The following is a 19,330-nucleotide window of genomic DNA, read 5'->3' as shown; positions in this document are numbered from 1 at the left end:
TCCGACGGCGCCACCGACACCCGTCCCACCATCCCGATCGGACCCTGCAATGGACCTCGTCTCCGTCCGCACCGTGCGGACACCGTCGCACCGCGACGACCTCTCCTTCGGTCCCGGTGAGTATCCCCTCGCCGGCGGCACCTGGCTGTACTCGGAGGAACAGCCGGGTCTGACCGGGCTCGTCGACCTCACGGCACTGGGGTGGCGCGACACCGAGCGCAGCGCCGGAGGGCTCCGGATCGCCGCGACCTGCACGATCGCCTCGCTGCTGCGCGTGGCGCCCGAGGACGACTGGCGTGCCTGGCCGCTCGTCGACCGGTGCGCCAACGCGTTGCTGGCGTCGTTCAAGGTGTGGAACCAGGCGACGGTCGGCGGCAACGTCGCGGTCGCCCTCCCGGCGGGGGCGATCACCGCGCTGCTCGTGACGCTCGACGCGGTCGCGGAGGTCTGGGCACCGGACGGCGGGGAGCGCCGGGTCCCGGTGGCGGACCTGGTCACCGGGCCGCGGACGACCGACCTCGCGCCGGGTGAGGTCATCCGGGCGTTCGACGTGCCACGAGCGGCCCTCGTGGCGCGCACCGGGTTCCGTCGGGTGTCCCTCAGCCCGCACGGCCGGACCGGTGCACTCGTCACGGCGCGGTGGTCGGCGTCGGGCTTCGTCCTCGTCGTGACCGGGGCGACCCCGCGGCCGCTCGTGCTCCGTCACGCCGGGGTCCCGACCGCCGCGGAGGTCGACGCACGACTCGAGGCACACGACGCCTGGTACGACGACCCGCACGGATCCCCGGACTGGCGGCGCGCGGTGAGCCGGCGGTTCGCGGCGGAGCTCGTCGCCGAGGCGCTCGGGACGACGGGCGGTGCGGCATGAGGTTCGAAGTCGACGGCGCGACGGTGGACGCCGAACCGCAGCCCGGTCAGGTCCTCCGCACCCTGCTCCGCGAGCACGGGGTGACGTCCGTCAAGAAGGGCTGCGACGCGGGCGACTGCGGTGCGTGCTCGGTGCTCGTCGACGGGGTGCCGGTCCACTCCTGCATCACGCCGGCGCACCGGATGGCGGGGCGTGCCGTCACCACGGCGGCTGGGCTCGGCACGCCGGAGGACCCGCACCCCGTGCAGCGCGCGTTCGCCGAGGCGCCGGGCTTCCAGTGCGGCTTCTGCACCGCCGGGTACGTCGTCACGGCGTCCACGCTCGACGAGGACGCGCTGGCGGACCGGCACCGCGCGTTGAAGGGCAACCTCTGCCGGTGCACCGGGTACCGGGCGATCGAGGACGCCCTGGACGGGGTCGCGAACACGGCGTGCGCGGCGGCCGGTCAGGCGATCGGCACGTCCGTCGCCGCTCCCGCCGCGATGGCGATCGTGACCGGACGCGAGGAGTACACGCTCGACGTGCGGCGGACCGAGGGCCTGTTGCACCTCGCGGTCCTCGGCAGCCCGCACCCGCACGCCCGCATCGTGTCGATCGACACGGCGGCGGCCGAAGCCCTCCCGGGCGTGCACGCCGTCCTCACGCACCACGACGACCCCGGCGTGCTGTTCTCCACCGGTCGGCACGAGTCCCGTCTGGACGACCCGGACGACACCCGGGTGCTCGACCGGGTGCTCCGGTTCCGTGGGCAGCGCGTGGCCGCAGTGGTCGCGGACAGCGTCCGGATCGCCGAGCAGGCCTGCGCCCTCGTGCGGGTGCGCTACGAGGTGCTGCCGAGCGTGCACGACCCGGACGCGGCCCGTGCCGCCGGCGCTCCGCTCCTGCACGCCGACAAGACGACCCAGGAGCACCGGATCGCCGAGCCGGGCCGCAACGTGGTCGCCGCCCTGCACGGTGAGACGGGCGACGTCGACGGAGCCCTGGCGACGGCCGCGGCCACCGTCGAGGGCACCTGGACGACCGGCCGCGTCTCGCACGCCGCGCTCGAGACCCACGCGACCCGCGGGTCCGTCGACCGCGACGGGCGGCTCGTGCTCCGGACCGCGACGCAGGTCCCGTTCCTGGTGCGTGACGAGATCGCGCACGTGTTCGGCCTCGACCCGAGCCGAGTCCGTGTCATCGCGAAGCGCGTCGGCGGTGGGTTCGGCGGGAAGCAGGAGTTGCTGACCGAGGACCTGGTCACCCTCGCGGTGCTGCGGACCGGTCGCGCGGTGCAGTACGAGTTCAGTCGGCGTGACGAGTTCACGATCGCCCCGACCCGGCACCCGATGCGCGTGCGGGTCCGGCTCGGTGCCGACGCCGAGGGGCACCTGACGGCACTGCACGTCGACCAGACCATGGACACCGGCGCGTACGGCAACCACGGGATCGGTGTCATGTTCCACTCCGTCAGCGAGTCCGTCGCCGTCTACCGGTGCCCGTCGAAGCGAGTGGACGCGGAGTCCGTGTACACGAACAACCTGCCGTCCGGGGCGTTCCGCGGGTACGGACTCGGCCAGGTCGTGTTCGCGATCGAGTCCGCCATGGACGAGCTCGCCCGGGAGCTCGGCATCGACCCGCTCGACCTGCGGCGGCGGAACGTCGTGGTCCCCGGAGACCCCCTCGTGGTCACGGACCCGGACGAGCAGGACGACCTGCGCTGGGAGGGCAGTTACGGACTCGACCAGTGCATCGACCTGGTGGAGGACGCCCTCCGTGCACCGGTGCCCGAGGTCCCACGCATGGACGGGCCGCCGCTGGACGACTCCGGTGACTGGGCGTTCGGCACCGGGGTCGCCCTCGCGGCGATCGCGACGATGCCGCCGCGCGGGCACCACGCGCACGTGTCGGTCGAGGCCACGGCGGAGGGCCGGTACCGCATCGGCGTCGGCACGGCCGAGTTCGGCAACGGGACGACGACGGTGCACACGCAGCTCGTCGCCACCGCCCTCGGCACCACCACGGACCGGGTCGACGTGCACCAGTCGGACACCGACGCTGCCCGGCACGACACGGGGGCGTTCGGGTCCGCCGGGGTCGTGGTCGCCGGCAAGGCGCTGTACGCCGCGGCACAGGCACTGCGGGAGGACATGACCGCGCGCGCCCTCGGGCTCGTCGCCGCCCGGACACCCCGGACCGCGTCGGGTCCGCTCGGGCCGGCGGTCTCGATCGGGCCGGACGGCGTCCGCGTCGGCGAGGAGCTCGTCGGGCACGCCGAGCTGCTCGCCGACGGCCCGCTCGTCGCGCACGGCAGCCACGACGGCACGCCACGGTCGCTCGCGTTCACCGTGCACGGCGCCCGGGTGGCGGTGCACCGGCCGACGGGTGAGGTCCGCGTGCTGCACAGCGTGCAGGCGGTGGACGCCGGCACCGTCCTGAACCCGGAGCAGCTCCGCGGCCAGGTGGAGGGCGGCGCCGCGCAGGCGATCGGCTCGGCGCTCTACGAGGAGGTCGTGCTGGACGAGACCGGTCGGGTGACGACCGATGCGTTCCGGGCGTACCGGGTGCCGAAGATCTCCGACGTGCCCCGCACCGAGGTGCGCTTCGCCGACACGCACGACCCGCTCGGCCCCCTCGGCGCGAAGTCGATGAGCGAGGCGCCGTACAACCCGGTCGCGCCAGCCGTCGCGAACGCGGTGCGCGACGCCGTCGGCGTCCGCCCCCACCGGCTGCCGATGACGCGCGACCGGGTCTGGGCGATGCTCCAGGACGCGACCGACGCCGGGGGTGCGTGATGTTCGAACTGGCACCGCGCCTCCTGGCCGCCCTCGACGCGGGGGACCCCGTGGTCGTCGCGACGGCCGTCGCGATGACGGGCAGCGCGCCGACCGGCGTCGGCTCGTCGATGGCCGTCCTGCCCGGCGGCCAGGTCGTCGGCACCATCTCCGGCGGGTGCGTCGAGGGGGCGCTGTTCGACACTGCGGAGCAGGTCCTCGAGACCGGCGAGGCGGTGCTCGAACGCTTCGGGTTCGACGACGGCCCGGACGACGTCGACGCGATGTGGGCACCGGCGCTCCGCTGCGGCGGTCGCGTCGAGGTCCTGGTCCGTCGCGTCCGTCCCGAGGACGTCGACGTCGTGGACGCACTCCGGCGCGCGGCGTCCGGGGTGCCGACGTCGCTCGGCCTCTCGCTCGACCCGGCAACGCTCGGCGCGGTCGTGCACGTCCCCGACGGCTGCGGCGGCCGGCTCTTCGTCGAGCGCGCCGACGTCCGGCCGCGGTGCATCGTGGTGGGCGCGGTCGAGTTCGCGGTGGCCCTGACGAACACGGCCGCGGTGCTCGGCTACGCCGTGACGGTCGTCGACCCGCGGCCGGTGTTCCTGACCGACGAGCGCTTCCCGGCCGCCGACGAACGCATCGTGGGCTGGCCGACGCGTGTGGTCGAGGCGTTGCCGGTTGACGCGACCACCGCCGTCGTGGTGCTCGCGCACGACGACCGGTTCGACGCCGCCGTGGTCGACTCGGCGCTCCGACGGGGTGCCGGGTACGTCGGGGCGATGGGCTCCCGCACGACGAACGCACGTCGGATGGCGGAGCTGCGGGCGCTCGGGACGCCGGACACCGACCGGCTGCGGTCCCCGATCGGGCTCGACATCGGTGCGACGACGCCGGCGGAGATGGCGGTCGCGATCATGGCCGAGGTGATCGCGGTCCGGACGGGCGCCGGCGGCGGTGCGCTCGTCGACGGTGCCGGTCCCATCCACCGCCGGGCGGTGTCCGCGAGCTGAGCCGGCGGCGCACGATCGGGTCAGGCGACGGCGGGTGTCCGGGCCAGTCGTTCGGCGAGCCGCGCCGTGATCTCCCGCTCGTCCGCCGCGACGAGCTCCCCGTCGCGGACCACCACGCGCCCGCCCACGACGACGTGTCGGGGCCGCCGCCCGGGGGCGGCCCAGAGGAGTCCCGCGACGGGGTCGGCGACTCCCGCGTCCGCCACCCCGGAGACGTCCCACACGCACAGGTCGCCCGCGCTCCCGGCGCCGAGGTGCCCGAGCTCCGGGCGCCCGAGCCCCGTCGCGGAACCCTCCGTCGCCGCGCCGAGCACCTGCCGCGCCGGCAGCTGCGGCCCGACGAGCGCCGACACCTGCATGGCCAACCGGGCGTCCGCGAGCAGGTGTCCGGCGTCGTTGCTGCCGCCACCGCTCGTGCCGAGGCCGACCGGGACCCCGGCCGCGGCGAGCCGTGCGACGGGAGCGATGCCCCAGCCCATCGGCACGTCGCACCCGGGTGCGTGCGTGGCGGTGACGCCCGCTGCCGCGAGCCGGGCGATCTCGTCGTCGGTGACGTCGCAGAGGTGCGCGATCGTGACGTCCGGCGCGAGCCACCCCCACTCCTCGAGCAGGTCGAGCGGCCGACGGCCGTAGCGCTCGAGCGCGATCGCGGTGTCGACCTGTTCGTTGGCCTGGGTCCGCCGGCGGAGTCCGTGTCGCGCCGCCACCTCGCCGAGCGCGCGGAAGGTCGCCTCGCCGTCGGAGTGCACGCCGGCCGGACCGACGGCGACCTGGAGCCCGCCGTCCGGGTCCACGCCGCCGACGGCGTCGTCGTGCAGCAGTCGTGACGCGATCGCGTCCGCCGAGGCCGCCGCGCGGTCCGGGTCGTCCCGTGCCGAGCCGCGGACGAAGACGACCCGACCGCCGAGACCGCGGACCGCGCCCACGGTGGCCGCGGCGAGCGCGACGGTGTCGTCCGTGGTCGCCTCGGCGGGCCAGTTCAGGTGGTGGTCGGCGATCGTCGTGACGCCGGACAGGAGGCCCTCCGCGGCTCCGGCGGACGCCGCCAGTGCGTACAGCTCGGGGTCGTGCCCCACCCGTCCGTACGCCGCGGCCATGGTCGGGAGCCAGTCCGCCATCGGCACGCCGCGAGTTCCGGGCAGGGTGCGGAACGCGGTCTGGAGGAGATGGTGGTGCGCGTTGACGAGACCGGCCGTGACGACGCACCCGGATGCGTCGAGGGTGGTGACGAGGTCGCTGCCGTCGTCGACGACGACGTCGCCCTCCCGTTCGGTCCGGGGGTCGACGAGGACGCGAAGGGCTCTGGTGACGGTCAGCATGGTGGTGTTTCTAGCAGTCCCCTGTTTCCGGGCCGTGACGGGGTGCGCACGGACGGCGTCGCTGCTCGGTCCCGGCGTTCCAGGACCGTGGGTCGGCACCGCGGGGTAACCGGGCGGAAACACCCGGGGAACACGCGGACCGTAGGTTCGCCCCATGACACAGACCCTGATCCGCGCCGGATGGGTGCTCACCGCAGCACCCGACGGCGCTGCCACGCCCGCCGCGATCCGCGACGGAGCCGTGCTCCTCGACGGCGACCGGATCGCCGCGGTCGGCACGTACGCCGACCTCGCCGCGGCCCACCCGGACGCACCGGTGCGCGGCGGTGCGTACGACATCGTCACGCCCGGCTTCGTGAACACCCACGGCCACTTCAGCGAGGGGCTCATCACGGGGATCGGTTCGCAGTACACGTTGTGGGAGTGGCTCACGGCGTTGATCGGGCGCGTCAACCCGGTGATGACCCGGGACAAGGCCTACGCGGGCACGGTGCTGCAGGGCATCCAGCTGCTCCGGAGCGGGGTGACGACGGCGAACGACATGTTCTGCGCCGACCCGGTGCCGGACGAACCGGCGACACCCGGCGTGGTGCAGGCGCTCGAGGACCTCGGGCTGCGCGGGGTCGTGTCGTTCGGCTCCGGCGACGTCGACCGCGACTTCGGAGCGACGCCCATCCTGGAGGAGTTCGAGGCCCTGCGCGAGGCCGCCGCCGCCAGCCGGTACAGCACGTTCCGGGTCGGCGTCTCGTCGATCGGGCGGTACACGGACGACACCTGGCAGGAGCACGTCGACTACGCGGTCGCCGGCGGCCACGGCGTGCACGTGCACTTCCACGAGGTGCGCGAGGAGGTCACCGCGGCCCGGCAGCGCACCGGACGGACGGCCATCGGGCACGCCGAGGCGACGGGCATGTTCCAGGTCCCGGTGATCGCCGCGCACAGCGTCTGGGTGGACCGCGAGGACCGGGAGCGGTACGCGGCCAACGGCGTCGGCGTGGCCCACAACCCGGTCGCGAACGGGATCCTCGCCAGCGGCATCGCCCCGATCGCGGAACTCCGTGCGCTCGGCGTCCCGGTGGGCATCGGGGTCGACGGCCCGGCGTCGAACGACTCCCAGGACTTCCTGCAGGCGATGAAGACGGCCGCGCTGCTCGCTCGGGTGCGGGACCTGCAGGCCACCGCGATGAGCGCCCGCGAGGCCTTCGAGATGGGGACGATCGGCGGCGCCCGTGCCCTGCGCATGGAGGACGAGATCGGCTCGCTGGAGCCGGGCAAGCGCGCGGACCTGGTCGTCCTCGACGGCGACTCCCCGACCCTCGCGAACGTCCACGACCCCTACCAGGCGGTGGTCTTCGTCGCCGGCAGCCGCGAGGTCCGCGACGTCTGGGTGGACGGCGAGCTGAGCGTCGCGGACGGCGACGTCACCCGGGTGGACGTGCGTGAGGCGGTCGAACGGGCGCGTCCGCTCGCCCGGCAGCTCGTGGCCGAAGCGGGGCTGGAGCGCCTGTCCGCGCTCACCGGCGGCCCGCTCGACGGCACCGAGCGTCCGTAGTCCGTCCGGTCAGAGTTCGAGCACCAGTCGCGGGCAGCCGCGCCGGGCGCGGGACACGCAGACCATCATGGTGCGGTCGTCGGCCTGCTCCTCGGGGCTGAGCACGGTGTCCCGGTGCTCGACCGCGCCCTCGAGCACGGGGGTCTCGCAGGTGCCGCACGTGCCCTCCCGGCAGGACGAGAGCACGAAGGCGCCGGCGTCCTCCGCGACCTCGAGCAGGGTCCGGTCGGCTGGAACCGTCACGGTGACGCCGGTGACCGTGAGCTCGACCTCGAAGGCCTCGCCGGGGGCGTCGACGTCCGCGGCGGGCTCGAAGCGCTCGACGCGGACGCTGCCCGCCGGCCAGTGCTCGGCGGCGGCCTCGACCGCGTCCATGAGCCCGCGCGGCCCGCAGCAGTACACGACCGCGTCGCGCGGTGCGGCGAGGAGCGCGTCGACGTCGAGCCGGACGCCCTCGTCGGCCGCCGCCACGACGACCCGGTCGGGGTGCGCGGCGACGAGCTCGTGCACGAACGCCATGCGGTCGCGGGACCGCCCCGCGTAGTGGAGCTCCCACGGGGTGCCGGCGCGTTCGGCGGCGGCGATCATCGACCGGATCGGCGTGATCCCGATGCCCCCGGCGACGAAGACCGCGCGGCGCGCCGGGTCGTGGCCGAAGTGGTTCCGCGGCCCGGCCACCACGACCTCGTCGCCGACCGCCAGCGCCTCGTGCACGGCGACCGATCCGCCGCGGCCGTCGGGCTCGCGGAGCACGGCGATGCGCCAGTGCCCGTCGGCGGTCGTCGTGACGAGCGAGTACTGGCGCTCGGTCCCGGGGGAGACCTCGAGGTCGACGTGCGCTCCGGGTTCCCAGTCCGGCAGTGCCGGACCGTCGACCCGGGCCAGGTCGAGTGCGACGACGTCCGTGGCGACTTCGTGGCGGGCGGCGACGCGCAGCCGCCGACGCTCCGGCACGGCGCTCACGCGATCGCTCCGGCGCGCGGGGTCTCCTTGACCACGATCATGTGGAAGCGGCTGCCGTCCGCGCTGCACCACCGGTGGCCGGTGCCGCCGCGGTAGTACGCCGAGTCGCCGGGCCCGAGGTCGAGCGGTTCCCGTCCGCGCAGGTCGAGGTGCACGCGGCCGGCGAGCACGGTGAGGAACTCGTCCTCGTGGTGCTCGAAGTACTCGCCGAGGTCCGTGTTGTCGCCGACCCACTCCAGCGGCTCGAACGCGTGTGGGCCGGCGTGCACGAGCAGCCGGGCCTCGCCGCTCGAGAACGGTCCGCGGGCGCCCTCGCCGGCACGGATGACCTCGGGCAGGCGGACCTCGTGCTCCGGTCGCTCGGGGGCACCGGCTGCGAGCAGTTCGACCTGGGTCGTGCCGAGCGCCGCGGCGATCTTCTCGAGGGACACCATGCTGGCGCGGGAGTGCCCGCGCTCGACCTGGCTGAGGAACGGGTGCGACAGCCCGGTCAGTTCGGCGACCTGCACGAGCGTCAGTCGTGCGGCGCGTCGACGGGCACGGATGTGCTCACCGATCCGCTGGGTCTGGTCGTCGACGACGCGGTCGGTCTCGGTGGTGGTGCCGGTGCTCACGCGCGCTCCTCTCGTCCTCGGTGGGGCCGTCCCGACCGCTCGGCCGGAACGCTCGTTCCCGCTCCCGGTCGCGTCGGGGCGGGCGTCACACACGGCAACCGCCTCGAAACGAGAGGGAAACACTGCCGCCCTAGCATCGGAGATGTTGATGCGATCAACATTCTCACACACGATCGAGAGGCTCCGGATGGACTCGTCAGTGCCCCGCCCGATCGCCCTCCTGCGCTCCGCGCTGCTGCCGGACGGCCGGTCGGTCGACGTCGCGATCGACGGCGAGACCGTCTCCACCGTGGCCCCGGCCGGCACCCTCGCGGCGCCGGCGGAGGAGACGATCGACCTCGGCGGCCGGCTGCTCCTGACCGCACCGGCAGAACCGCACGCCCACCTCGACAAGGCCCTCAGCGCCGACGTCATCCGGCCGCCGCTCGGCGACCTCGGTGCCGCGATCGCCTCGTGGACCGCGCACGCGACGACCATGACCGTCGAGGACATCGCCGACCGGGCCCGGACCGCCGCCCTCACCCTGCTCGCCGCCGGCACCACGGCCGTCCGGAGCCACGTCGACGTCCTCAGCGGCCGACACAGCGCGGCCGACCGGCCCGCCACCACGGAGCAGGCCCTGCGCGGCGCCCGCGCCCTCGTGCAGGTCCGCGACGAACTCGCCGGCCTGATGGACATCGAGCTCGTCGCCCTCGCCGGCCCGCTCGCCCCGGACGAGCACGTCGAGGCGGTACTCGACCTCGGCGTGGACCTGGTCGGCGGCGCCCCGCACCTCGCCGAGGACCCCCTCGCGGACGTCGACCGACTCCTCGCCATCGCCCACCGACGGGGCCTCGGCGTCGACCTGCACGCCGACGAGAGCCTCGACGGCCCGGTGACCCTCGACCACTACGCCCGGGCGTCCCGCTCGCTGCGACGGGACCGGCAGTACTCCGCCGGGCACTGCGTCCGGCTCGGCACCCTGGGGCCGGAGCGGCTCGCCGAGGTGGTCGCCGACGTCGCCGCAGCCGACCTCGGCGTGATCACGCTCCCGATCACGAACCTGTACCTGCAGGGCTGGCAGTACCCGGTCGCCACGCCGCGGGGACTGACCGCCATCCAGGCGCTCCTCGACGCCGGCGTCCGCGTCGCCGCCGGCGCGGACAACGTCCGCGACCCCTTCAACCCGGTCGGCCGGAGCGACGCCTTCGAGACCGCATCGCTGCTCGTCTCCGCCGGCCACGTGACGCCGGACCAGGCGTACGCGATGGTGAGCGACACCGCCCGGAGCGTGATGGGCCTCCCGGCCGCCGGTCCCGTCCCCGGGCGGCGCGCCGACCTGCTCGCCGTGGCCGCGACGAGCGTCACCGACGCCGTCGCGAACGCCCCCGCCGACCGCGTCGTCCTGTCTCGCGGGCGACTCGTCGCCCGCACCGAGGTGCGACGGACCGTCGCCACGCCGGCCGCAGCCGCGGCCGCCGTCCCCGCCTGACCCCTCCGCCCGCCCGCACCGAGAACCCGAGGTGATCGTGACCACCACCGCCCCGCCACCCGTCGCCACGACGGACACGCTGCTCGACTTCCGCAACGTCGAGATGACCTTCCCGAACGGCACCATCGCCCTGCAGGGCGTCGACCTCACCGTGGACCGCGGCCAGTTCGTCTCGGTCGTCGGCCCGTCCGGCTGCGGCAAGTCCACGCTGCTCCGCATCGCCTCCGGCCTCGAGACCGCGTCGGACGGGTCGGCCGGTGTCGCGGCCGACCGCATCGGCTACGTCTTCCAGGACGCCACGCTCCTGCCCTGGCGCACCGTGCAGGGCAACGTCGAGCTGCTCGCCGAGCTCGGACACGTGTCGAAGGCCGAGCGAGCCGCCAAGGCCGCCCACGCCATCGAGCTCGTCGGCCTGAACGGCTTCGAGACGAACCTGCCGAAGCAGCTGTCCGGCGGCATGCGGATGCGGGTCTCGCTCGCCCGGTCGCTCACCCTCGACCCGGAGCTCTTCCTGTTCGACGAGCCGTTCGGTGCCCTCGACGAGATCACCCGCGAACGCCTCAACGACGAGCTCCTCCGGCTCTTCGTCGAGCAGCAGTTCGCCGGGCTCTTCATCACGCACTCCGTGTCCGAGGCCGTGTACCTCTCCACCGAGGTGATCGTGATGTCCGGGCGCCCCGGCAGCGTCGTCGGCCGGTTCGACGTGCCGTTCCCGATGCCCCGCGACCCCGACATCCGCTTCACACCCGAGTTCGCCGAACTGGTCGGCGAGGTCTCGCACGCGCTCCGGGAAGGACACCGCTGATGGTCACCCTGCAGGAGGCCGCCGAGACCCGCGCGGTCCGGGCCGCCGCCCGTCGCGCCGCTCCTCGGGCCCGCCGCGGCATCGCGTGGTGGCAGCCCGTCGTCGTCCTCGCCGTGCTCGTCGGCATCTGGTACGCGGCGGCCGCGTACTACGACCACGTCCGCGGCCTGGCCTTCCTCGTGCCGTACCCGCACCTCGTGGCGAAGGCGATCGTCGCGCCGACGATGCCGGACGGGTCGCCGTCCACGTTCGGCTCCGACCTCTGGTCCGCCCTCGGACGCACCACCGTCGTCTCGCTCACCGGCCTCGGCTTCGCGATCGTGATCGGCGTCGTGTGGGCGATGGCGATGGCGCAGGCGAAGTGGCTCGAGAACTCGCTGTACCCGTACGCCGTGGTGCTGCAGTGCGTGCCGATCCTCGCCCTCGTGCCGCTCATCGGCGCACTGTTCGGCTACGAGTTCGTCAGCCGCGTGATCGTCACCGTGATGATCGCGCTGTTCCCGATGGTGTCGAACACGCTGTTCGGGCTGCAGTCCGCCGACCGCGCGCAGCGTGAGCTGTTCCAGCTGCAGCGTGCCGGCCGGTTCGCCCAGCTCGTCAAGCTGCAGTTCCCCGCCGCGCTGCCGTCGATCTTCGTCGGCCTGCGCACCTCCGCCGGGCTGAGCGTCATCGGGGCGATCGTCGGCGACCAGTTCTTCCAGCGCGGCAACCCCGGGCTCGGCGTCCTCATCCAGGTGACCGCATCGCGCCTGATGGGCCCCGAGCTGTACGCGACCATCCTGATCGCCTCGCTCTACGGCGTCGCCGTCTTCCTCGTGTTCGGCCTGATCGGCCGCCTGGCCGTCGGCCGCTGGCACGACTTCAGCTGATCCCCCCCCCCAGAACCCACACCCCTTCCCACCACAGCACCACGAGACCCGCACCACGAACGGAGCCTCCATGCGCACCACCTCCCGCCTCGGCGTCGCCACCGCCGCCCTCGCCGCCACCGCCATCGCCCTCACCGGCTGCGCGGCGGGGTCTTCCGGCAGCACCGGGACGACCGCCGCGACCTCGTCGACCGCCTCCGGGCCGAAGGTCGACCTCGCCGGCGCGTGCCCCGCGACCGTCGTCGTCCAGACCGACTGGAACCCCGAGGGCGAGCACGGCCACCTCTACCAGATGCTCGGCCCGAACCCGGTGATCGACTCCTCCGGCAAGACCGTCACCGGCGACCTCTACGCCAACGGCAAGAGCACCGGCGTCAAGCTCGAGATCCGTGCCGGCGGCCCGGCGATCGGCTACACCAAGGTCGCGTCGCAGATGTACCAGGACAAGGACATCACCCTCGGGTACATGTCCACGGACGAGCAGGTGCAGTTCTCCGGCAACCTGCCCACCACGGCGGTGTTCGCCGAGAACGACCAGTCCCCGATGTCGATCATGTGGGACCCGAAGACGTACCCGGAGGTCGACAGCATCAAGAGCCTCGGCAAGGCACTCGAGAAGGACGGCGGCGTCGTCCGCTACTTCAACGGCGCCGCGTACATGACCTACCTCGAGCAGTCCGGGATCCTGCCGAAGAAGGTCCTCGACGGCAGCTACGACGGCACCCCGTCGAAGTTCGTGTCCGCAGGCGGCAAGGACGCGCAGCAGGGCTTCGCGACCGCCGAGCCGTACATCTACCAGAACCAGGTCGCGGCCTGGGGCAAGAAGGTCGACTACGCGCTCGTCTCGAGCACGGGGTGGAACCCCTACCCCGAGGCGATGTCGGTCCGTACCGGTGACCTGAAGAAGCTCGAGCCGTGCCTGCAGAAGCTCGTGCCGGTCATGCAGCAGGCCGACGTGGACTACCTGAAGTCCCCGGGCGCCACGAACGACCTCATCACGAAGCTCGTGCAGCAGTACAACAACGGCTGGACCTACGACTCGAAGGTCGGCGCGTTCGCCGCGGCCCAGATGGTGAAGCTCGGCCTCGCGAAGGACACCGACGGCTACATCGGGTCGATGGACGAACAGCGCATGCAGGACTTCATCGCCAAGGCGACGCCCGTCTTCGCCGGCACCGGTGACGTCAAGAGCGGCCTGAAGCCCTCCGACCTGTACACGAACGAGTTCCTCGACAAGTCCATCGGTCTGGGTTCCTGACACCGGTCGGCTCCCGTCGAACGGGAGCCGACCAACAAGCGGACGGGAGGCGCGGTGCCACGCCGCCCCGCGCCTCCCGTCCGTCGTCCCCGCACCACCCACCCACCAGGAGTGAGCATGACCACCGTCACCCCCACCTCCGTCGAGGCGCTGCGCGCCGAGCTCGTCGCACTGCTCGGTGAGCGCGGCGTGAGCGCCGACGAGCGCACGCGGGCCCGCGCCTCCGTCGACGAGGCCACCATGAGTCCGATCCTCAGCGAGCAGCTGCCCCTCGGCCTCGCCGACCTCGTCGCGTCGCCGGCCAGCGCCGACGACATCGCCGCCACCCTGCAGGCCGCGGTCCGGCACGGCGTCCCCGTCACCACCCGCGGGAAGGGCACCGGCAACTACGGCCAGGGCATCCCGCTGCACGGCGGCCTGGTCCTCGACACGTCGCGGGCACGCGCCGTCGTCGAGGTCGGCGACGGCTGGATCACCGCCGAGGCCGGCGCGTCCATGGTCGCCCTGGAGCAGGCGGCCGCCGCCACGGGCCAGCAGCTCTGGATGTACCCGTCCACCGCCCAGTCGACCATCGGCGGCTTCCTGTCCGGTGGTTCCGGCGGCACCGGGTCGATCGCGCACGGGTCGAACTGGCAGGGCTTCGTCACGGCGCTCGACGTCGCGCTCCCCGGCGCCGACGAGCTGCTGCACGTCGAGGGCGACGAGGCGCAGCCGTTCGTGCACACCTACGGCACCGCCGGCGTCATCGCCCGCGCCACCGTCCGGCTCGAGCCGCTGCAGGAGTGGCGAGCCGTCTACGCGGCGTTCCCCACCTTCGAGGACGCGCTCGTCGCCGTCCGTACGCTGCGCGGACTCGACCCGGTGCCGCGGCTCGTGAGCGCCGACCGTGCCGAGATCGCCGCGACGCTGCCGTCCGACCTGGCCGTTCCCGACGACCGTGCGAGCCTGCGAGCGATCATCGACGACGTCGCGCTCGACGAGGCCCGGGCACGCATCGAGGCCGCCGGCGGTGAGGTCCTGGACGTCCGTGAGGGCCTGCAGCAGACCACGAAGGTGTCGATGCTGTCGTACAACCACCCGATCTGGTGGCTGAAGCGGAACACGAGCGACACCGAGTACTTCCACGTCGAGGTCGGCGGTGAGGCGCTCATCGACCGGATCGCCGAGGTCGAGGCCGTCTACCCCGGCGGCATGCTCCACATCGAGGCCGCGCACGTCGGACCGATCGGGATGCTCACCGCGCCGTACACCGGGGCCGAGGACGTCTACGCCGGCTACCCGGTGCTCCGCGAACTCGGCGTCCGGGTGCACAGCCCGCACCAGTACTACGTCGACCACGGCGTCGAGGAGCTCGTGGCGCTGAAGCAGCGCACCGACCCCGCGGGGCTGCTCAACCCCGGGCACGTCATCGACCCGTCGCTCGTGGTCAGCGGTGGCTCCACCGCGTCCGCGCAGCCCGTCGTCCCGGGGTTCGGCAAGTGAGCGCCGGCATCGGCACGGTCCGCTCGCGTCGGCTCGCGGAACTGTCGGGTCCGGCCGTCGCGGCGGGCTTCGGGCCGGACACGATCGTCGTGCAGCCCACCGGCGCCGTCGAGCACCACGGCCCGCACCTGCCGCTCCTGACCGACCACCTGCTCGCCGAGCACATCGGCGGGGCGGCGGTCGAGCAGGCGGCCGCCGAGGGGCTGGACGTCTGGCAGCTCCCGACGCTGTCGTTCACGAAGTCCGACGAGCACAGCTGGGCACCCGGCACGGTGTGGCTCGACAGCGACACGATGTTCGACACCGCCGTGCAGATCGGCCGCGCGGTCGCCCTCACCGGTGCCGGCACCCTGGTGTTCGCCAACGGGCACGGCGGCAACGTCGCCCTGCTGCAGGTCGCCCTGCGCGAGATCCGGAAGCGCTACGGGTTGAAGACCTTCCTCATGCCGACCCTCGCGCGCGTCCCCGGCCCGGACGGCGAGGACGCGGACGAGCTCGGGCTGGGGATCCACGGCGGCGCCGCGGAGACGTCGATGATCCTGCACCTGCGCCCGGACCTGGTCGACATGTCGCTCGCGGAGCGATGGGTGCCGGAGCACATCGCCGGCTTCGAGAAGATCGCCTTCAACGGCGGCCCGGTGTCGTTCGGGTGGTTGTCCGACGACTTCGGGACGCCCGGGGTCGTCGGCGACGCCAGCCGGGCGACGGCGTCGTACGGTGCCGTCCTCTGGGAGCACTCGGTCGCCGAGGCCGTGGCGTCGCTGCACGAGATCGCACGGTTCGACCCGGCGGTGAGCCGTCCGGCGGTGGCCCGCCCCGCCGACGCCGCGGTCTCGTGACCGTGCCGCGAGGGGTCGACGATGAGCCCGTGCCGGCGGACCCGTTGACCCTCGCGGCATCGTGGCTCCCCGCCGCGTCGGACGCCCCGGGTCCGACCATGACCCTCTCCACCGTCGGGCTCGACGGCTACCCCGACGCCCGGACGGTCCTGCTCTCCCTGTTCGACGGGGAGCGCCTGCACTTCCACACCGACTCGCGCAGCCGCAAGGCCGCCGAACTCGCGGCGGTGCCCCGTGCCGGGGTGACCCTGCACTGGCCCGAGGCCGCGCGACAGCTCGTCGTGGTCGGTGACGTGGCGCCCGTCTCCGACCACGAGGCCCGCTCGGCCTACGCGGCCAGGACGCGGTACCTGCAGGTGCTCGCGTGGGTCAACGACCACGCGTCCGCTGCGGACACACCGGCCCGGCGCCGGGAGGCCTGGGCGGCGTTCGGCCGCGAACGGGCCGGCACGGACCTCGAGCCGCCGAGCACGTGGGCGGGGTTCGCGCTCACACCGGTGCGGATGGTGTTCTGGCGCGGGGCGACGGACGCGGCGAGCAACCGGCTCGCCTACCACCGGCGCCCGGACGGGTCGTGGTCGCGGGAGTCCTGGCCGGGGTGACCACCCCTGTGTCGGGTGGAGCCTTCCTAGCGAACGGTCGCCCTGGGCAGTGGAGACCACGCAGCGACGACGACGGCGGCCGCGAACACGACCGTCACGGCGAGCAGCGCGAAGCCGTCCCCGGTCAGGGTCACGAGGGCACCCCCGCTCACTGCTCCCACCGCTGCGAGCGTCCGGTTCGCGCTGCGCATCGTGCCGTTCACACGCCCGAGGAGGGCGTCCGGTGTCACGGTCTGGCGGAGGACCATCTCGTTCGCGTTCTCGCAGCCTGCTGCGGCACCGTGCACGGCGAAGGCGACGAACAGGACCACGACCGTCGTCGGCCGTGCTGCGCCGCCGGTACCGAGCGTCACGAGCGTGATGGCCGCCCAGGCGATCGGGTAGGCGGCTCGTGCGGCGATGATCGTCCGGCCGGCACCGAACCGGGTGCCGAGGCGTGTCGCAGCGGTCGCGCCGACGAGCATCGCGATCCCACTGACGGCGATGACGGCCCCGTACAGCGCTGCGGGGAGCGCGAGCGTGCGGAGCGCGAGGGTCGCGAACACCGTCAGGCCGGCGGCGTTGGCGAGGAACCAGACGTGGGTGGACAGGGCCAGCGGTCTGAGCACTGCGTTGCCGTACGTCCAGCGCAGACCGTCCACGATGTCACTCCGCAGGCTCGTCCTGGCCGGCCGTGCCGGCTGGTGCTCGACGACGCGGACCCGGGCGACGAGGAACGCGTCGACGAAGTAGCTCACCGCGTCGAGCGCGATCGCGACCGGCGCCGTCACGATGCTGACCAGGACCCCGCCGAGCGCTGGGCCCGCCGTCTGCGCCGCCGCATCGCTCTGGTCCACCCGCGCGTTCGCCGCCAGGAGGAGCGGGCGCGGCACGATCCTGGGGAGGAGCGACTGCGTTGCCGCGAACCCCACGACGGACAGGATGCCGAACAGGAACAGCACCGCCGCAGTCGCCCACAGGTTCAGGAGCCCGGTGAACCACAGCACCGGGATCGCACCGAGGCTCACGCCGCGACCGATGCTCGCCCAGATCAGCAGCGGCTTCCGCCGGAAGCGGTCGACGGACGCGCCGACGACCAGACCGAACACGGCGTACGGGAGGAACTGGGCAGCGTTCACCAGTCCGAGCTCGAACGGACTGGCGTGCAGCACCGTCACCACGAGGACCGGCACGGCGACCGCGCTCACGGCTGACCCGAACGACGAGACGGTCGCGGCCCACCAGTAGGGGAGGAAGCCCGGCACGCGACGGAGCGTGGTCACGTCGTCGCCCATGTCCCAACGCTGGCAGACCGTGACACCTCGAGCAAGGGCGCAGCCGCCAGTGCTCGACCGTGGTCCTAGTGTGGTGCTGTGTCGAAGGTGCTGATCACCGGGATGTCGGGAACCGGGAAGTCGTCCGCGCTGATCGAGCTCGCGACGCACGGCTACCGGGTCGTGGACACCGATGATCCGGGATGGCGCGAGTACCGGGCGCTGCCGGATCCACCCGACGAAGCGCACCAGGGCGAGTGGATGTGGGTCGAGGCGGAGATCTCCGGGCTCCTGGACGCGGTGGACGACCGCTCGCTCTTCGTCCAGGGGTGCGTCCGGAACCAGTCCGAGTTCTCCGACCGGTTCGATGCGATCGTGCTCTTGAGCGCTCCGCTCGAGGTGATGCTCGATCGGGTCGCGCGCCGTACGACGAACCCCTACGGGAAGACCGCGCTCGAGCGCCGGATGATCGAGGCGGATCTCGTCGAGGTGGAGCCGCTCCTCCGTGCCGGGTGCACGCACGAACTCGACGCGGCTCGACCGCTGCACGAGGTGGTGTCCGACCTGATCGCCATCGCGTCGTCCGCGGGCGCGTCCGGGTGAGGAACGTCGCCGGTCAGCGCGACGCTGCCTCCGGCACCGTTCCACCCCACCCGTTGAACCCGCCGAACACGACCCTCACCGGGACGGCCTGCGCCCGGTCGGTCACGTACCGGTACACGCCCCCCGGACGGCCGAGCCACAGGGAACCCGCCGGCGTCGTGGTCGTCGCCGTCGTCCGGAGCTCGACCACGTACTGCCCGGAGGGGATCTGGAACTGGGCCGTCTGCTCGTCGTCGAGCAGCGTCGAGAACCGGGTCGAGAACGACGCTCCGCTCGTCGCCTCCGTCACCACGACGCTCGCGCCACTGAGCTGCGGCGACGGGGTGCGGGACGCCGTGTTCGCGAAGACGGCCAGGTCGTAGTCGCCGTGCGCGTAGTGCTGCGACAACGTCACCTGCGACGCCGGGAGCGTCCCCCGCTGCTGGTACACCCGCGTCTTCCACACGGCGGGCGACGCCGTGCCGCTGGCGTACGCCTCGATGCGGTACTGACCGGTGCTCAACCCGAGGAACCGGTACCGTCCCGCGCTGTCCGAGGTCGTCCGGAACACCTGCGAGGTGTCCTCGTTCCACGCGTACATCAGCCGTCCGGCAGCGGGACCCGAGGGGCCGACCACCCCACCCTGCACGGTGGCGCCACGGACGAGAGGCACGGTCACCGCGACCGTCGTGCCACCGCGGACCGCGATGTCCGAACGGAGTCCGGGGGCGTAGGTGTCCGGTCCGTGCGGCGGGAGTTGCCGTGTGGTCACCGTCACGGTGTCCGGGGCGGGGATGCCGGCGAACGTCGCGGTGCCGTCGACGTCGGTGGTGGCGGTCCCGACGACGGCGTCGATGCCGATCGCGGCGAGTTCGACGTCCGCCAACCGGATCGGGGTGCCGTCCGGCGTCGCGAGCTGCACGGCGATCGTGCCCGACCCGGCCGCGTTCGCCGGCGGCGCCACACCGATCAGCGCGGCCGTTGCCAGCGCCACGACCAGTGTCGTCCCGATGATCTGTCGCATCGCGTTCCCCGATCGCCCGCCAGCCACGTGTTGCGTGGGACTGTACGCGCACGGGAGGCGCGG

The 19,330-nt window shown here is 73.4% G+C and carries 17 protein-coding genes; 12 read left to right on the top strand and 5 right to left on the bottom strand.

Going from position 1 to position 19,330, the window contains the following annotated elements; all coding sequences use genetic code 11:
• Positions 1 to 49 precede the first annotated feature (49 nt).
• The 3 genes from BIV03_RS08185 to BIV03_RS08175 are packed head-to-tail and all read left to right on the top strand — an operon-like array spanning position 50 to position 4,634.
• The gene (locus tag BIV03_RS08185) at positions 50 to 868 is read left to right on the top strand and encodes a xanthine dehydrogenase family protein subunit M (RefSeq protein ID WP_071295303.1); all 819 of its coding nucleotides are present in this window, start codon (positions 50 to 52) and stop codon (positions 866 to 868) included.
• Positions 865 to 3,642: a molybdopterin cofactor-binding domain-containing protein gene (locus BIV03_RS08180; RefSeq protein WP_071295302.1), complete on the top strand. Its 2,778-nt coding sequence runs from the start codon at positions 865 to 867 to the stop codon at positions 3,640 to 3,642. Before BIV03_RS08185 ends, BIV03_RS08180 begins: the two co-directional genes overlap by 4 nt.
• Complete coding sequence (locus BIV03_RS08175) at positions 3,642 to 4,634, top strand: XdhC family protein (protein ID WP_071295301.1); 993 nt, start codon at positions 3,642 to 3,644, stop codon at positions 4,632 to 4,634. The genes BIV03_RS08180 and BIV03_RS08175 overlap by 1 nt, the downstream gene beginning before the upstream one ends.
• Before the next feature lie 20 nt (positions 4,635 to 4,654).
• Here BIV03_RS08175 and BIV03_RS08170 read toward each other — a convergent pair whose 3' ends face one another.
• Positions 4,655 to 5,953 carry an amidohydrolase family protein gene (locus tag BIV03_RS08170; RefSeq protein WP_071295300.1) on the bottom strand — a complete coding sequence of 433 codons (1,299 nt, stop codon included), beginning with the start codon at positions 5,951 to 5,953 and terminating at the stop codon, positions 4,655 to 4,657.
• A gap of 154 nt (positions 5,954 to 6,107) precedes the next feature.
• Here BIV03_RS08170 and BIV03_RS08165 point away from each other — a divergent pair, with 154 nt between their 5' ends.
• Positions 6,108 to 7,505, top strand: a complete 1,398-nt coding sequence (locus BIV03_RS08165) for an amidohydrolase family protein (protein ID WP_071295299.1) — start codon at positions 6,108 to 6,110, stop codon at positions 7,503 to 7,505.
• Between the two features lie 9 nt (positions 7,506 to 7,514).
• Here BIV03_RS08165 and BIV03_RS08160 read toward each other — a convergent pair whose 3' ends face one another.
• Positions 7,515 to 8,468 (bottom strand): PDR/VanB family oxidoreductase, encoded by a 954-nt coding sequence (locus BIV03_RS08160; protein WP_083403287.1) that lies wholly within the window; start codon positions 8,466 to 8,468, stop codon positions 7,515 to 7,517.
• Positions 8,465 to 9,082 (bottom strand): helix-turn-helix domain-containing protein, encoded by a 618-nt coding sequence (locus BIV03_RS08155; RefSeq protein ID WP_071295298.1) that lies wholly within the window; start codon positions 9,080 to 9,082, stop codon positions 8,465 to 8,467. Before BIV03_RS08155 ends, BIV03_RS08160 begins: the two co-directional genes overlap by 4 nt.
• 187 nt (positions 9,083 to 9,269) lie before the next feature.
• On the opposite strand from BIV03_RS08155, the gene BIV03_RS08150 reads away from it, so the two are divergent.
• The 7 genes from BIV03_RS08150 (at position 9,270) to BIV03_RS08120 (ending at position 16,408) form a co-directional block, all read left to right on the top strand.
• Positions 9,270 to 10,553, top strand: a complete 1,284-nt coding sequence (locus BIV03_RS08150) for an amidohydrolase family protein (RefSeq protein WP_071295297.1) — start codon at positions 9,270 to 9,272, stop codon at positions 10,551 to 10,553.
• 37 nt (positions 10,554 to 10,590) lie between these two features.
• Positions 10,591 to 11,358 carry an ABC transporter ATP-binding protein gene (locus BIV03_RS08145; protein WP_254790797.1) on the top strand — a complete coding sequence of 256 codons (768 nt, stop codon included), beginning with the start codon at positions 10,591 to 10,593 and terminating at the stop codon, positions 11,356 to 11,358.
• Complete coding sequence (locus tag BIV03_RS08140) at positions 11,358 to 12,227, top strand: ABC transporter permease (protein WP_071295296.1); 870 nt, start codon at positions 11,358 to 11,360, stop codon at positions 12,225 to 12,227. Before BIV03_RS08145 ends, BIV03_RS08140 begins: the two co-directional genes overlap by 1 nt.
• A 70-nt stretch (positions 12,228 to 12,297) precedes the next feature.
• Positions 12,298 to 13,485, top strand: a complete 1,188-nt coding sequence (locus BIV03_RS08135) for a nitrate ABC transporter substrate-binding protein (protein WP_070416834.1) — start codon at positions 12,298 to 12,300, stop codon at positions 13,483 to 13,485.
• A 117-nt stretch (positions 13,486 to 13,602) separates the two neighbouring features.
• Positions 13,603 to 14,967 (top strand): FAD-binding oxidoreductase, encoded by a 1,365-nt coding sequence (locus tag BIV03_RS08130; RefSeq protein ID WP_071295295.1) that lies wholly within the window; start codon positions 13,603 to 13,605, stop codon positions 14,965 to 14,967.
• Positions 14,964 to 15,806 (top strand): creatininase family protein, encoded by an 843-nt coding sequence (locus tag BIV03_RS08125; protein WP_217637358.1) that lies wholly within the window; start codon positions 14,964 to 14,966, stop codon positions 15,804 to 15,806. Before BIV03_RS08130 ends, BIV03_RS08125 begins: the two co-directional genes overlap by 4 nt.
• Positions 15,803 to 16,408, top strand: coding sequence for a pyridoxal 5'-phosphate synthase (locus tag BIV03_RS08120; protein ID WP_071295294.1), 606 nt, complete (start codon positions 15,803 to 15,805; stop codon positions 16,406 to 16,408). Before BIV03_RS08125 ends, BIV03_RS08120 begins: the two co-directional genes overlap by 4 nt.
• Positions 16,409 to 16,434: 26 nt before the next feature.
• Here the strand turns inward: BIV03_RS08120 and BIV03_RS08115 are convergent, their stop codons facing one another.
• Positions 16,435 to 17,682 (bottom strand): MFS transporter, encoded by a 1,248-nt coding sequence (locus BIV03_RS08115; RefSeq protein ID WP_071295293.1) that lies wholly within the window; start codon positions 17,680 to 17,682, stop codon positions 16,435 to 16,437.
• 78 nt (positions 17,683 to 17,760) lie between these two features.
• Here BIV03_RS08115 and BIV03_RS08110 point away from each other — a divergent pair, with 78 nt between their 5' ends.
• A complete protein-coding gene (locus BIV03_RS08110) occupies positions 17,761 to 18,264 on the top strand; it encodes an AAA family ATPase (RefSeq protein ID WP_217637357.1) in 504 nt (167 codons plus the stop codon).
• Between the two features lie 13 nt (positions 18,265 to 18,277).
• Here BIV03_RS08110 and BIV03_RS08105 read toward each other — a convergent pair whose 3' ends face one another.
• A complete protein-coding gene (locus tag BIV03_RS08105) occupies positions 18,278 to 19,267 on the bottom strand; it encodes a carboxypeptidase-like regulatory domain-containing protein (RefSeq protein ID WP_071295292.1) in 990 nt (329 codons plus the stop codon).
• Positions 19,268 to 19,330 lie beyond the last annotated feature (63 nt).

It is taken from the genome of Curtobacterium sp. MCBA15_016, from assembly GCF_001865105.1.
Taxonomy (GTDB): Bacteria; Actinomycetota; Actinomycetes; order Actinomycetales; family Microbacteriaceae; genus Curtobacterium.
This window is presented reverse-complemented; position numbering and strand designations above follow the sequence as displayed.

Bases quoted from the DNA above. Each gene is read 5' to 3' on its own strand.
- BIV03_RS08140 (WP_071295296.1), top strand. From the start codon at position 11,358: ATGGTCACCCTGCAGGAGGCCGCCGAGACCCGCGCGGTCCGGGCCGCC.
- BIV03_RS08185 (WP_071295303.1), top strand. From the start codon at position 50: ATGGACCTCGTCTCCGTCCGCACCGTGCGGACACCGTCGCACCGCGAC.
- BIV03_RS08170 (WP_071295300.1), bottom strand. From the start codon at position 5,953: ATGCTGACCGTCACCAGAGCCCTTCGCGTCCTCGTCGACCCCCGGACC.
- BIV03_RS08175 (WP_071295301.1), top strand. From the start codon at position 3,642: ATGTTCGAACTGGCACCGCGCCTCCTGGCCGCCCTCGACGCGGGGGAC.
- BIV03_RS08135 (WP_070416834.1), top strand. From the start codon at position 12,298: ATGCGCACCACCTCCCGCCTCGGCGTCGCCACCGCCGCCCTCGCCGCC.
- BIV03_RS08130 (WP_071295295.1), top strand. From the start codon at position 13,603: ATGACCACCGTCACCCCCACCTCCGTCGAGGCGCTGCGCGCCGAGCTC.
- BIV03_RS08165 (WP_071295299.1), top strand. From the start codon at position 6,108: ATGACACAGACCCTGATCCGCGCCGGATGGGTGCTCACCGCAGCACCC.
- BIV03_RS08180 (WP_071295302.1), top strand. From the start codon at position 865: ATGAGGTTCGAAGTCGACGGCGCGACGGTGGACGCCGAACCGCAGCCC.
- BIV03_RS08105 (WP_071295292.1), bottom strand. From the start codon at position 19,267: ATGCGACAGATCATCGGGACGACACTGGTCGTGGCGCTGGCAACGGCC.
- BIV03_RS08150 (WP_071295297.1), top strand. From the start codon at position 9,270: ATGGACTCGTCAGTGCCCCGCCCGATCGCCCTCCTGCGCTCCGCGCTG.
- BIV03_RS08115 (WP_071295293.1), bottom strand. From the start codon at position 17,682: ATGGGCGACGACGTGACCACGCTCCGTCGCGTGCCGGGCTTCCTCCCC.